This window comes from Kluyvera sp. Awk 3, assembly GCF_028069715.1.
Lineage (GTDB): Bacteria > Pseudomonadota > Gammaproteobacteria > Enterobacterales > Enterobacteriaceae > Kluyvera > Kluyvera georgiana_A.
In genome coordinates, this window is sequence record NZ_JANEWH010000120.1 from 1 (window position 1) to 14,010 (window position 14,010).

Annotated in this window: 12 protein-coding genes; 11 read left to right on the forward strand and 1 reads right to left on the reverse strand. The window is 52.3% G+C overall.

What is annotated here, in order from left to right; all coding sequences use genetic code 11:
* Positions 1-582: 582 nt before the first annotated feature.
* From atpI to NNN71_RS19595, 9 genes are all read left to right on the forward strand, one after another.
* Entirely contained in the window at positions 583-963 is a 381-nt protein-coding gene (gene atpI, locus NNN71_RS19555) for a F0F1 ATP synthase subunit I (protein ID WP_064540586.1), read from the forward strand.
* A gap of 8 nt (positions 964-971) precedes the next feature.
* Positions 972-1,787, forward strand: a complete 816-nt coding sequence (gene atpB / locus NNN71_RS19560) for a F0F1 ATP synthase subunit A (protein WP_005121454.1) — start codon at positions 972-974, stop codon at positions 1,785-1,787.
* Positions 1,788-1,833: 46 nt separating this feature from the next.
* Positions 1,834-2,073, forward strand: a complete 240-nt coding sequence (gene atpE, locus NNN71_RS19565) for a F0F1 ATP synthase subunit C (protein WP_000429386.1) — start codon at positions 1,834-1,836, stop codon at positions 2,071-2,073.
* A gap of 65 nt (positions 2,074-2,138) precedes the next feature.
* Positions 2,139-2,609 (forward strand): F0F1 ATP synthase subunit B, encoded by a 471-nt coding sequence (atpF, locus tag NNN71_RS19570; protein WP_064540589.1) that lies wholly within the window; start codon positions 2,139-2,141, stop codon positions 2,607-2,609.
* 14 nt (positions 2,610-2,623) lie between these two features.
* A complete protein-coding gene (atpH, locus tag NNN71_RS19575; RefSeq protein ID WP_064540592.1) occupies positions 2,624-3,157 on the forward strand; it encodes a F0F1 ATP synthase subunit delta in 534 nt (177 codons plus the stop codon).
* Between the two features lie 12 nt (positions 3,158-3,169).
* Positions 3,170-4,711 carry a F0F1 ATP synthase subunit alpha gene (gene atpA / locus NNN71_RS19580; RefSeq protein ID WP_064540595.1) on the forward strand — a complete coding sequence of 514 codons (1,542 nt, stop codon included), beginning with the start codon at positions 3,170-3,172 and terminating at the stop codon, positions 4,709-4,711.
* Between the two features lie 49 nt (positions 4,712-4,760).
* A complete protein-coding gene (atpG, locus tag NNN71_RS19585; protein ID WP_035893615.1) occupies positions 4,761-5,624 on the forward strand; it encodes a F0F1 ATP synthase subunit gamma in 864 nt (287 codons plus the stop codon).
* A gap of 26 nt (positions 5,625-5,650) precedes the next feature.
* The gene (atpD, locus tag NNN71_RS19590; RefSeq protein WP_064540598.1) at positions 5,651-7,033 is read left to right on the forward strand and encodes a F0F1 ATP synthase subunit beta; all 1,383 of its coding nucleotides are present in this window, start codon (positions 5,651-5,653) and stop codon (positions 7,031-7,033) included.
* A 20-nt stretch (positions 7,034-7,053) separates the two neighbouring features.
* Entirely contained in the window at positions 7,054-7,473 is a 420-nt protein-coding gene (locus tag NNN71_RS19595; protein WP_064540602.1) for a F0F1 ATP synthase subunit epsilon, read from the forward strand.
* A gap of 439 nt (positions 7,474-7,912) precedes the next feature.
* Here the strand turns inward: NNN71_RS19595 and NNN71_RS19600 are convergent, their stop codons facing one another.
* Positions 7,913-10,090 carry a right-handed parallel beta-helix repeat-containing protein gene (locus tag NNN71_RS19600; protein ID WP_271459145.1) on the reverse strand — a complete coding sequence of 726 codons (2,178 nt, stop codon included), beginning with the start codon at positions 10,088-10,090 and terminating at the stop codon, positions 7,913-7,915.
* Between the two features lie 344 nt (positions 10,091-10,434).
* Here NNN71_RS19600 and glmU point away from each other — a divergent pair, with 344 nt between their 5' ends.
* Both glmU and glmS read left to right on the forward strand, forming a co-directional pair.
* Entirely contained in the window at positions 10,435-11,808 is a 1,374-nt protein-coding gene (glmU, locus tag NNN71_RS19605; protein ID WP_163449337.1) for a bifunctional UDP-N-acetylglucosamine diphosphorylase/glucosamine-1-phosphate N-acetyltransferase GlmU, read from the forward strand.
* 168 nt (positions 11,809-11,976) lie between these two features.
* Positions 11,977-13,806 (forward strand): glutamine--fructose-6-phosphate transaminase (isomerizing), encoded by a 1,830-nt coding sequence (glmS, locus tag NNN71_RS19610; RefSeq protein WP_271459146.1) that lies wholly within the window; start codon positions 11,977-11,979, stop codon positions 13,804-13,806.
* Positions 13,807-14,010 lie beyond the last annotated feature (204 nt).

The window sequence follows — 14,010 nt, forward strand, 5'->3', positions numbered from 1 at the left end:
TCTCTGGTGTTAACAAATTGGCGACACTACGCGCCAGTGACTCGCTTAATTTAACTCAGGTTTAACGTGTTTTTATCTTCTCAATAACCAAGCTTTTTTTGTTAATGATGAAAATAGTAAACATGGAAAATATCAGCGTGCTATAAGTCATCACGTTAGCCATTTTGTCATGTTAATAAGTTATTATGAATGTCAATGAATGGTTTTTGTTCTGTTTCTACCTGTTTTTAAAAGAGTGCTCTGATTTCGTCTTAGATATCAAAACGATGAGATGTCATCTTTTGCTACGTTGATACAGATGATGAGCGCTAAAATGTTTAATATGTGATCTCGTGCACGCTTTGTAACCACTGTTTTAGCTGTATTTGCAGTTTTGTACGATCGTTCACACTTTGGCGAAAAGTGGAAAAATAGCGTGAATGAAAAATATTTAAATATTTATTCACGTTTTGGCTACTTATTGTTTGAAATCACGGGGCGTCACCGTATAATTTGACCGCTTTTTGATGCTTGACTCCGAGCTTTAAAGAACGTTTTATACGACACGCGGCATACCTCAAAGGGAGCAGGAGTAGAAACGTGATGTCTATGTCGCTCGTGAGTCGAAACGTTGCTCGTAAGCTTCTGTTCATTCAGCTTCTGGCAGTGATAGCAAGCGGATTGCTGTTCAGCCTAAAAGACCCCTTCTGGGGCATCTCCGCCGCGTGTGGAGGCCTGGCAGTGTTACTGCCTAATATGTTGTTTATGATTTTTGCCTGGCGTCACCAGGTGCATACACCCGCGAAGGGCAAAGTGGCCTGGACGTTCGCCTTCGGCGAAGCGTTTAAGGTGCTAGCGATGCTGGTGTTACTGATTGTGGCGCTGGCGGTTTTAAAGGCGGTATTCTTACCGCTGATCGTTACATGGATTTTGGTGCTAGTGGTTCAGATACTGGCACCCGCTGTAATTAACAACAAAGGGTAAAAGGCATCATGGCTTCTGAAAATATGACGCCGCAGGAATACATAGGGCACCACCTGAATAACCTTCAGCTGGACCTGCGTACTTTCTCGCTGGTAGATCCGCATAACCCCCCAGCCACCTTCTGGACGCTCAATATTGACTCCATGTTCTTCTCGGTGGTGCTGGGTCTGTTGTTCCTGCTTATGTTCCGTAGCGTTGCCAAAAAAGCGACCAGCGGCGTACCAGGTAAATTTCAGACCGCGATTGAGCTGGTAATCGGCTTCGTTCATGGCAGTGTCAAAGACATGTACCATGGCAAAAGCAAGGTTATCGCCCCGCTTGCCCTGACTATCTTCGTCTGGGTCTTCCTGATGAACCTGATGGACTTACTGCCTATCGACCTGCTGCCGTATATTGCTGAGCATATACTGGGCCTGCCGGCGCTGCGCGTGGTTCCGTCTGCGGACGTAAACATTACCCTGTCTATGGCTCTGGGCGTGTTTATCCTGATTCTGTTCTACAGCATCAAAATGAAAGGCATCGGTGGCTTCGCTAAAGAGCTGACACTGCAGCCGTTCAATCACTGGGCATTTATTCCTGTCAACTTAATCCTTGAAGGGGTAAGCCTGCTGTCCAAACCAGTATCTCTGGGTCTGCGACTGTTCGGCAACATGTATGCCGGTGAGCTGATTTTCATTCTGATTGCTGGCCTGCTGCCGTGGTGGTCACAGTGGATTCTGAATGTGCCTTGGGCCATTTTCCACATCCTGATCATTACGCTGCAAGCCTTCATCTTCATGGTTCTGACGATTGTCTATCTGTCGATGGCGTCTGAAGAGCATTAATTTACCAACACTACTACGTTTTAACTGAAACAAACTGGAGACTGTCATGGAAAACCTGAATATGGATCTGCTGTACATGGCTGCCGCTGTGATGATGGGTCTGGCGGCAATCGGTGCTGCGATCGGTATCGGCATCCTCGGGGGCAAATTCCTGGAAGGCGCAGCGCGTCAACCGGATCTGATTCCTCTGCTGCGTACTCAGTTCTTTATCGTTATGGGTCTGGTGGATGCTATCCCGATGATCGCTGTAGGTCTGGGTCTGTACGTGATGTTCGCTGTCGCGTAGTAAGCGTTGCTTTGAATTAAGTAAGAGCAATATCAGAACGTTAACTAGATAAGAGGCATTGTGCTGTGAATCTTAACGCAACAATCCTCGGCCAGGCCATCGCGTTTGTCCTGTTCGTTCTGTTCTGCATGAAATACGTATGGCCGCCGTTAATGGCTGCCATCGAAAAACGTCAAAAAGAGATTGCTGACGGTCTTTCTTCTGCAGAACGAGCTAAAAAGGATTTGGACCTTGCACAGGCCAATGCGACCGACCAGCTGAAAAAAGCAAAAGCGGAAGCCCAGGTTATCATCGAGCAGGCGAACAAACGTCGCTCCCAGATCCTGGACGAAGCCAAAGCTGAAGCAGAGCAGGAACGTACTAAAATCGTGGCACAGGCTCAGGCAGAAATCGACGCCGAGCGTAAACGTGCTCGCGAAGAACTGCGTAAGCAAGTCGCTATCCTGGCTGTTGCTGGCGCCGAGAAGATCATCGAACGTTCCGTGGATGAAGCTGCTAACAGCGACATCGTGGATAAACTTGTCGCTGAACTGTAAGGAGGGAGGGGCTGATGTCTGAATTTGTTACGGTAGCTCGCCCCTACGCCAAAGCAGCTTTTGACTTTGCCGTCGAACACAAAAGCGTAGATCGCTGGCAGGACATGCTGGCGTTTGCCGCCGAAGTGACGAAGAACGAACAAATGGCAGAGCTTCTGTCTGGCGCACTGGCGCCAGAAACGCTCTCTACGTCGTTTATCGCAGTATGCGGTGAGCAACTGGACGAAAACGGTCAGAACCTGATTAAGGTGATGGCTGAAAACGGTCGTCTTAAAGTGCTCCCTGATGTTCTTGAGCAGTTTGTACACCTGCGCGCCGCGAGTGAAGCTACCTCTGAGGTAGAAGTCATTTCCGCTAATGCGTTGAGTGAAGAGCAGCTCGCGAAAATCACCGCCGCGATGGAAAAGCGTCTGTCACGCAAAGTTAAGCTGAATTGCAAAATCGATAAGTCTGTAATGGCAGGCGTTATCATCCGTGCGGGTGATATGGTCATTGATGGCAGCGTACGCGGCCGTCTTGAACGCCTTGCAGACGTCTTGCAGTCTTAAGGGGACTGGAGCATGCAACTGAATTCCACCGAAATCAGCGAACTGATCAAGCAGCGCATTGCTCAGTTCAATGTTGTGAGTGAAGCTCACAACGAAGGTACTATTGTTTCTGTAAGTGACGGTGTTATCCGCATCCACGGCCTGGCCGATTGTATGCAGGGTGAGATGATTTCCCTGCCGGGTAACCGTTACGCTATCGCACTGAACCTGGAGCGCGACTCCGTTGGTGCTGTAGTTATGGGTCCGTACGCTGACCTTGCCGAAGGCATGACCGTCAAGTGTACTGGTCGTATCCTGGAAGTTCCGGTTGGCCGTGGCCTGCTGGGCCGTGTGGTTAACACCCTGGGTGCACCAATCGATGGTAAAGGCGCGCTGGACAACGACGGCTTCTCCGCCGTTGAAGCTATCGCACCGGGCGTAATCGAACGTCAGTCCGTCGATCAGCCGGTTCAGACCGGTTATAAATCCGTTGATGCCATGATCCCAATCGGTCGTGGTCAGCGTGAACTGATCATCGGCGACCGTCAGACCGGTAAAACCGCGCTGGCAATCGACGCCATCATCAACCAACGTGATTCCGGCATCAAGTGCGTCTACGTGGCTATCGGCCAGAAAGCGTCCACCATTTCTAACGTGGTACGTAAACTGGAAGAACACGGCGCGCTGGCTAACACCATCGTTGTTGTGGCAACCGCGTCTGAATCTGCTGCACTGCAATACCTGGCACCGTATGCCGGTTGCGCAATGGGCGAATACTTCCGCGACCGCGGCGAAGATGCGCTGATCATTTATGATGACCTGTCTAAACAGGCTGTCGCATACCGTCAGATCTCCCTGCTGCTGCGCCGTCCACCAGGACGTGAAGCATTCCCGGGCGACGTATTCTACCTCCACTCTCGTCTGCTGGAGCGTGCTGCGCGTGTTAACGCCGAATACGTTGAAACCTTCACCAAAGGTGAAGTGAAAGGGAAAACCGGTTCTCTGACCGCGCTGCCGATTATCGAAACGCAGGCTGGTGACGTTTCCGCATTCGTTCCGACCAACGTAATTTCCATTACCGATGGTCAGATCTTCCTGGAAACCAACCTGTTCAACGCCGGTATTCGTCCTGCGGTTAACCCGGGTATCTCCGTATCCCGTGTTGGTGGTGCAGCTCAGACCAAGATCATGAAGAAACTGTCCGGTGGTATCCGTACCGCACTGGCACAGTATCGTGAACTGGCAGCATTCTCCCAGTTCGCATCTGACCTTGACGATGCAACCCGTAAGCAGCTGGACCACGGTCAGAAAGTAACTGAACTGCTGAAACAGAAACAGTATGCGCCGATGTCCGTCGCGCAGCAGTCTCTGGTTCTGTTCGCGGCAGAACGTGGTTATCTGGCGGATGTAGAACTGGCGAAAATCGGTAGCTTCGAAGCCGCTCTGCTGGCTTACGTCGACCGTGATCACGCTCCGTTGATGCAAGAGATCAACCAGTCCGGTGGCTATAACGACGAAATCGAAGGCAAGCTGAAAGGCATCCTCGATTCCTTCAAAGCAACCCAATCCTGGTAAAGTCTGACGGCCTGTCTTAGGGCAGGCCGTAGGCATTGAGGAGAAGCTCATGGCCGGCGCAAAAGAGATACGTAGTAAGATCGCAAGCGTCCAGAACACGCAAAAGATCACTAAAGCGATGGAGATGGTCGCCGCTTCCAAAATGCGTAAATCGCAGGATCGCATGGCGGCCAGCCGTCCTTATGCAGATACCATGCGCAAAGTGATTGGTCACCTTGCGAACGGTAATCTGGAATATAAGCACCCGTACCTGGAAGAACGCGACGTTAAGCGCGTGGGCTACCTGGTGGTGTCTACCGACCGTGGTCTGTGCGGTGGCTTGAACATTAACCTGTTCAAGAAACTGCTGGCGGATATGAAGGCATGGACCGAAAAAGGCGTTCAGTGCGACCTCGCAATGATCGGCTCTAAAGGTGTGTCCTTCTTTAATTCCGTAGGTGGCAACATTGTCGCTCAGGTTACCGGTATGGGCGATAAACCAGCCCTGTCCGAACTGATCGGTCCGGTAAAAGTGATGTTGCAGGCCTACGATGAAGGTCGTCTGGACAAGCTTTATATTGTCAGCAACAAATTTATTAACACCATGTCTCAGGTGCCGACGATCACCCAGCTGCTGCCGTTACCGGCTTCAGAAGATGATGATCTGAAACGTAAAACCTGGGATTACCTGTACGAACCCGATCCGAAAGCGCTGCTGGATACCCTCCTGCGTCGTTATGTCGAATCTCAGGTCTATCAGGGCGTGGTAGAAAACCTGGCCAGCGAGCAGGCCGCACGTATGGTTGCGATGAAAGCCGCGACCGACAATGGCGGCAGCCTGATTAAAGAGCTGCAGTTGGTATACAACAAAGCTCGTCAGGCCAGCATTACTCAGGAACTCACCGAGATCGTCGGTGGTGCATCCGCGGTATAACCAGGTTAATTCGTAGAGGATTCAAGATGGCTACTGGAAAAATTGTCCAGGTAATCGGCGCCGTAGTTGACGTCGAATTCCCTCAGGATGCCGTACCGCGCGTGTACGAAGCCCTTGAGGTACAGAATGGTAATGAAGTGCTGGTGCTGGAAGTTCAGCAGCAGCTCGGTGGCGGTATCGTGCGTACCATCGCCATGGGTTCCTCCGACGGTCTGCGTCGCGGTCTGGAAGTTAAAGACCTCGAGCACCCGATCGAAGTTCCGGTAGGTAAAGCAACACTGGGTCGTATCATGAACGTACTGGGTCACCCGGTAGACATGAAAGGCGACATCGGTGAAGAAGAGCGTTGGGCTATCCACCGCGCTGCACCTTCCTACGAAGAGCTGTCCAGCTCTCAGGAACTGCTGGAAACCGGTATCAAAGTTATCGACCTGATGTGTCCGTTCGCGAAGGGCGGTAAAGTCGGTCTGTTCGGTGGTGCGGGCGTAGGTAAAACCGTAAACATGATGGAGCTGATCCGTAACATCGCGATCGAGCACTCCGGTTACTCTGTGTTTGCGGGCGTAGGTGAACGTACTCGTGAGGGTAACGACTTCTACCACGAAATGACCGACTCCAACGTTATCGATAAAGTATCCCTGGTGTATGGCCAGATGAACGAGCCGCCGGGAAACCGTCTGCGCGTTGCTCTGACCGGCCTGACCATGGCTGAGAAATTCCGTGACGAAGGTCGTGACGTACTGCTGTTCGTCGATAACATCTATCGTTACACCCTGGCCGGTACAGAAGTATCTGCACTGCTGGGTCGTATGCCTTCAGCGGTAGGTTACCAGCCGACTCTGGCGGAAGAGATGGGCGTTCTGCAGGAACGTATCACCTCCACCAAGACCGGTTCTATCACCTCCGTACAGGCGGTATACGTACCTGCGGATGACTTAACTGACCCATCCCCAGCAACTACCTTTGCTCACTTAGATGCAACCGTAGTACTGAGCCGTCAGATCGCATCCCTGGGTATCTACCCTGCGGTTGACCCGCTGGACTCCACCAGCCGTCAGCTGGATCCGCTGGTTGTTGGTCAGGAACACTACGACACCGCGCGTGGCGTTCAGTCCATCCTGCAGCGTTATCAGGAACTGAAAGACATCATCGCCATCCTGGGTATGGATGAACTGTCTGAAGAAGATAAACTGGTGGTAGCACGCGCTCGTAAAATTCAGCGCTTCCTGTCCCAGCCGTTCTTCGTAGCAGAAGTATTCACCGGTTCTCCGGGTAAATACGTTTCGCTGAAAGACACCATCCGTGGCTTTAAAGGCATCATGGACGGCGAATACGATCACCTGCCGGAGCAGGCGTTCTACATGGTCGGTTCCATTGACGAAGCAGTGGAAAAAGCCAAAAAACTTTAACGCCTTAATCGGAGGGTGATATGGCAATGACTTACCACCTGGACGTCGTCAGCGCAGAGCAACAAATGTTCTCTGGTCTGGTCGAGAAAATCCAGGTAACGGGTAGCGAAGGTGAGCTGGGTATTTACCCGGGCCACGCCCCGCTGCTCACCGCCATTAAGCCTGGTATGATTCGCATCGTTAAACAGCACGGCCACGAAGAGTTTATCTATCTGTCCGGCGGCATTCTTGAAGTGCAGTCTGGCACCGTGACCGTACTGGCTGATACCGCGATTCGCGGCCAGGACCTCGACGAAGCGCGAGCTCTGGAAGCGAAACGTAAGGCCGAAGAGCACATTAAGAGCTCTCATGGTGACGTGGATTACGCTCAGGCGTCTGCGGAACTGGCCAAAGCGATCGCTAAACTGCGCGTTATCGAGTTGACCAAAAAAGCGATGTAACACCGGCTTGAAAGTCAAAAAGCCAGTCTGGTTTCAGACTGGCTTTTTTTATGCTTTGTTTTAATTTAAATGAAACTGAAAAGGTATTTTAAATATTTTGTGATTTGAGTCACAAAACTGTTGATCGATAAAATCCGGAGGAGTAGACTTTGTTTTGTGAGTTGAGTCACAAAAAATATCACTACTATCGCAGGATAAAAATCATGAAACTGATCAACAAAATCATCGCTCTCTTCAGCTCTATGAACATCTCTTTCGGTACTTTCAACCTGTAAGGTTGATGACCGCACTGGCCGCCCACCTGTAGGTCAGATGCTGTTCTGTGATGCGCTGTACCGCTAACGAAAACGACAACACATGCGGTGTAAACAGAACCCAAAAATGAAGAAGGTCGCCTTACGGCGACCTTTGTATTTTGACCAGTAGTACAACCTACGCCTTAATCCTTATTCAGGAAATCACCGGTCTTAAAGCTGCCGTCCGCATTACGCTCCAGCGGCTGTGGTAATGTTAGCGACTGGAAGTCTTGCGCACGCAGTTCCTTCCCTTCCGTGTTCACGCTTTTGCCCTTCTCGATGAAGTAGTTCGTGGCATCAATGTTGCCCACCACCGCATCATCATATTTCCCCGGCTGGCTGCGCAGCGAAATGTTGTCGCTGAATACACCCTGCGTAGATGCATCGCCATAAGGGCTTGGACGGAAGATAAAGTTAAAGCGCTGGTTGTCGACGGCGACGTTATTGACCACCACCAGCTTGCCTGGGTTGAAGTTATCGGTGAAGCCATCAAGATGGTTGCCGATCGCGATACTGTTGCGGATTTCGTGCGCCACCGGCTGCCCTTCGCCGCCCAGCTTGAAGCCGTTGCTGGTGTTGTCGCGGGCAACAGAGTTCTCGATTACCACCACGCCGTTGGCGCCGTCCTCAATCTTATTAAACAGATCGAAGCCATCATCAATGTTGTTGTGTGAGTAGCATCCTTCCAGTCGGTTGCCTTCACCCACGCGCATCTTCACCGCAAAACCGTCAGCGTTGATCTTGCCTGGATCCTCGTTGCTGTGGGACTCCGAGTTTACCACGCGGTTATAGCTTGCCCACAGCGGACGACCAATCTTATCGACCGAGGAAATTTGAATCCCGGTATCATCATTGCGATAAGCCGTTACATTCTCGATCAGGTTATGGCTGCCCTGAATACGCAGGCTCTTCCCGGTGATATCCACGCCGCGTAGCGTCCAGTAGTTACCGTCCAGCAGCATACCGTGGATAACCGCTTTACCGTTGGCTTCCAGCGTTTTACGACCATTCTCAAGACCGCTGGCTGAAAGCGGAATGTCGGTCTTCGGATAGTCACCTGCCGCCAGCACAATTTTTCCGCCCGGCGCGACCAGAACGATGGCTGTTTGCAAATCCATTGGCGCGTCGGCGGTACCTTTTGCATCTGCCTTGCCGTTTGCTGCCGCGTACAGCGTGCTGGTGGAGATACCTTTCTGCTGGTTAACGGTCAACTGCTGCTCAACCGGCGTCCGGTCTTTACCGCTGGTGGGGGTAAAGGTCACCTGGAAGGTATTGCTCTCTTTCAGCGTGGCGGGCTGAGTGAACATCTCGCCGGCCTTCACCGCTTTATTCTCCCCGATCACCACTTCATTATGCCGAACGGTAAACAGCCCGTCGTAGTTGGCACGCGCTTGAAGCGTGTACTCTGGCGTCAGACTCTTACTGCCCGATGCGACCTGCATCACCACCGGCCATGATTTGGCGACGAACGGTTTAGAGGCCACGGTTTTCGCCTCAGAGGTGGTCAGCGAAGCGTCTTTAACGGTAATTTTGGCATTACGTGACGCAAAGAAGCCCACGTAATACTGTTTTTTATCCTGCACGGAGATCATATCTGCGTGCGGCACGCGCTCAGTCACCCACTCTTCACTTCCCTCCGGCGCCCAGGCGGTAACGAAGCCGTCATTCGTCCGTTCGAGCTTCAGGCGGAACGTAGGCGACTGACGCAGATCAACCCCTTCCTTGTAACTGACTTTCTTAATCTCGGACCCGGCGTTACCCCATGGTTGGGTTATACCGTTACGTGCGATCGCCTGTAGCTTCACGCGGTAATCATCTTTCTTGTCCTGGGTCATAATGGCGTTCATCACCATATTCGATGCCGCAGGAAACTCTTCATAGCCTTCTTTCAGCGGTTCCTGGCGTGGAATGCCGATGATATCGCGCACCAGTAGCCCCGCGCCTTCCTGTGCGGCCGGTTTAGCGCCGTTTTCCGGGCCAAACTGATCGACGGTTACCGTGGCCGATAGCACAAAGTTCTCATCGCTCGGTAACGTGGTGTAGAAGAAGGTCAAACCGTCGTGCGAGTTGGCGATTTTGCCGCCGCGACTTTCGATGGTGATAGGTTTGCTGAGGTCGGCAATTTGCTGTGATGTCAGCGTCTTACCATCGATAGTGACGTTGTTTACGCCCACTTTCTCCGGAAGAACGTTGGAGGAGAAGTTAACGTCAGTAGACTGCCCAAAAGCGATCGCCTTCCATTGCTGGGGCGTCTGGGCCTGCGCCGCGAGAGAAAGCGCTGCACTACAAAGGGTAAGAGCCAGAGGTATCTTCTTGTTCATATTATCTTCCTGAATGGTTGATCGACGTAATTATCAACAAATTAAAACGTTGTTTCTTTTTTGCTCGTCACAATAATGAGTAAATAAAACGTCGTTTTGAAATGGTTAATCCTTTATTCAGGTGATAAAAAAACAAGATAAGCAGTGAGATAGCGCAGAATATGGCGCTGGGTCTGATTTCTTACAAGACAAATAGATTTGATATAGACGAAAATAAGGACAGAAAGTCAGGACGTAAGGGGATGTTGAACGTTTTATCAGCAAGCCATTTCATGCTGCAAAATATGTAGAATTTTCAACAAGAACCTGGTTTACTTCATACTTAATCTACAGACAGGATACCTATGTCTAACCGTACCATGAGCGTTGTGATCCTTGCCGCTGGCAAAGGCACGCGTATGTATTCCGATCTTCCTAAAGTGCTGCACACCCTGGCTGGCAAGCCGATGGTGCAGCATGTCATTGATGCCGCGAATCATGTTGGCGCAAACCAGGTTCACCTGGTGTACGGTCACGGCGGTGATTTGCTTAAGCAAGCCTTATCCGACGACAACCTGAACTGGGTGCTGCAGGCGGAACAGCTGGGCACCGGTCATGCGATGCAGCAGGCTGCGCCGTTCTTCGCGGATGACGAAGATATTCTGATGCTGTACGGCGACGTACCGCTGATATCGGTAGAAACGCTGCAGCGTCTGCGCGAAGCCAAGCCGCAGGGCGGAATAGGTCTGCTGACGGTGGTGCTGGACGATCCGAGCGGCTATGGCCGCATTACCCGTGAAAACGGCAAAGTGACCGGTATTGTCGAGCATAAAGATGCCACCGAAGCACAGCGTCAGATTCAGGAAATTAACACCGGTATCCTGATTGCCAACGGCGCGGATCTGAAGCGCTGGCTGGCGAAGCTCGACAATAACAATGCGCAGGGCGAGTTCTATATCACCGATATTATCGCCATGGCGTATCAGGAAGGGCGTGAAATTGCCGCGGTGCATCCGGCGCGTATCAGTGAAACCGACGGTGTGAATAACCGTCTGCAGCTCGCCCGCCTTGAACGTATTTATCAGTCTGAGCAGGCTGAAAAGCTGCTGCTGGCGGGTGTGATGCTGCGTGACCCGGCGCGTTTTGATCTGCGCGGTACCTTGTCTCACGGGCGCGATGTCGAAATTGATACTAACGTTATCCTTGAAGGCAACGTGGTGCTGGGCAATCGCGTCAAAATCGGCGCGGGCTGTGTGATTAAAAACGCTACCATCGGCGATGACTGTGAAATCAGTCCGTACAGCGTGGTGGAAGATGCGCATCTGGAAGCCGCCTGCACCATCGGGCCGTTTGCGCGTCTGCGTCCGGGCGCTGAACTGCTGGAAGGCGCTCACGTCGGTAACTTCGTCGAAATGAAAAAAGCGCGTCTGGGTAAAGGCTCGAAGGCCGGCCATCTGACCTACCTCGGCGACGCGGAAATTGGCGACAACGTGAATATCGGTGCGGGGACCATTACCTGCAACTACGATGGCGCGAATAAGTTTAAAACCATTATTGGCGATGACGTCTTTGTTGGTTCCGACAGCCAGCTGGTGGCGCCGGTCACCATTGGTAAAGGCGTGACGATTGCCGCCGGGACTACCGTCACCCGCAACGTCGCGGATAACGAACTGGTCCTGAGCCGCGTACCGCAGGTACACAAGCAAGGCTGGCAGCGTCCGGTGAAGATTAAGAAGTAGGCCTGATAAGGCGTAGCCGCATCAGGCAACAAAGGCGAGGAGATAACATAATCTCCCGCCCACCATGCAGTACCTATAAAAATAACCCCACTCTCTACAAGGCTCGGGGCGCCCGGTATACGGGCAACAGGTTGACCGACAACGCGTAAAAAATCGGAACATAAACTTATGTGTGGAATTGTTGGCGCAGTCGCGCAACGTGATGTAGCTGAAATCCTTCTCGAAGGCCTCCGTCGTTTGGAATACCGTGGATACGACTCTGCGGGTTTGGCGGTGGTGGATGCAGAAGGTCATATGACCCGTCTGCGTCGTCTGGGAAAAGTCCAGATGCTGGCTCAGGCAGCGGAAGAACAACCGCTGTCCGGCGGCACCGGTATTGCCCACACCCGTTGGGCAACCCACGGCGAACCATCGGAAGGCAATGCGCATCCGCATGTGTCTGAACACATTGCGGTGGTGCATAACGGCATCATCGAAAACCACGAACCGCTGCGCGAAATGCTGCAAGCGCGCGGCTATGTCTTCGTTTCAGCGACCGACACTGAAGTGATTGCTCACCTGGTGCATTGGGAGATGGAACAGGGCTGTACCTTACGTGAAGCGGTGCTGCGCGCTATTCCACAGCTGCGCGGCGCTTACGGTACGGTCATTATGGACTCCCGCGATCCGAGCACGCTGCTGGCAGCGCGTTCCGGTAGCCCATTGGTGATTGGCCTTGGGATGGGCGAGAACTTTATCGCTTCTGACCAGCTGGCGCTGCTGCCGGTAACCCGTCGATTCATCTTCCTGGAAGAAGGCGATATCGCGGAAGTGACCCGCCGTACCGTGGCTATCTTCGATAAGACTGGCGCGGAAGTGAAGCGTCAGGATATCGAATCAAACGTGCAGTACGATGCCGGTGATAAAGGCATCTACCGCCACTACATGCAAAAAGAGATCTACGAGCAGCCGAACGCGATCAAAAACACCTTAACCGGGCGTATTAGCCACGGTCAGGTGGATCTGAGTGAGCTGGGGCCGGAGGCCGATGCGCTATTGGCGAAAGTGGAGCATATCCAGATTATCGCCTGTGGCACTTCCTACAACTCGGGAATGGTGGCGCGCTATTGGTTTGAATCGCTGGCCGGTATGCCGTGCGATGTCGAAATCGCATCGGAATTCCGCTACCGCAAATCCGCCGTGCGCCCGAATAGCCTGGTGATCACGCTGTCGCAGTCCGGTGAGACCGCCGACACCCTGGCTGGCCTGCGCCTGACCAAAGAGCTGGGTTACCTGGGCTCGCTGGCGATTTGTAACGTGGCGGGCTCGTCGCTGGTGCGCGAATCCGACCTGGCGATTATGACCAAAGCGGGCGCTGAGATTGGTGTGGCCTCCACCAAAGCGTTTACGACTCAGCTGACCGTTCTGCTGCTGTTGGTGGCAAAAATGGCCCGTCTGAAAGGTCAGGATTCCGCCGTTGAGCAGGATATTGTGCACGGTCTGCAGGCGCTGCCAAGCCGTATCGAACAGATGCTGTCGCAGGACAAACGCATCGAAGCGCTGGCAGAAGATTTCTCCGACAAGCACCACGCGCTGTTCCTGGGCCGCGGCGATCAGTACCCGATCGCGCTGGAAGGTGCGCTGAAGCTGAAAGAGATCTCCTACATTCATGCGGAAGCCTACGCCGCCGGTGAGCTGAAGCACGGCCCGCTGGCGCTGATTGACGCCGATATGCCGGTGATTGTCGTCGCACCGAACAATGAGCTGCTGGAAAAACTGAAATCCAACATCGAAGAGGTTCGCGCGCGCGGCGGTGAGCTGTATGTCTTTGCCGATCAGGACGCGGCGTTTACCGATAGCGACAACATGCACATCATCGAGCTGCCGCATGTGGAAGAGGTTATTGCACCAATCTTCTACACCGTGCCGCTACAGCTGCTGGCTTATCACGTGGCGCTGATTAAGGGCACCGACGTTGACCAGCCGCGTAACCTGGCGAAATCAGTCACCGTAGAGTAAATGTGTCACCTAAAAGGCTGCTGAACGATCGGCAGCCTTTTTTTTATACCTTTTGTCCTTTATTAATATTTGGTTACAAATATTCTTGTTTGCTTATTTATTTGTTTAACTAACTTTACATTCAACTTCTTTTTTTGTGGTGAATGAATCTATTTTGTTAAATTGGATAAAAAAGAGCCATTTTAGACGAGTGTTGAATAATGG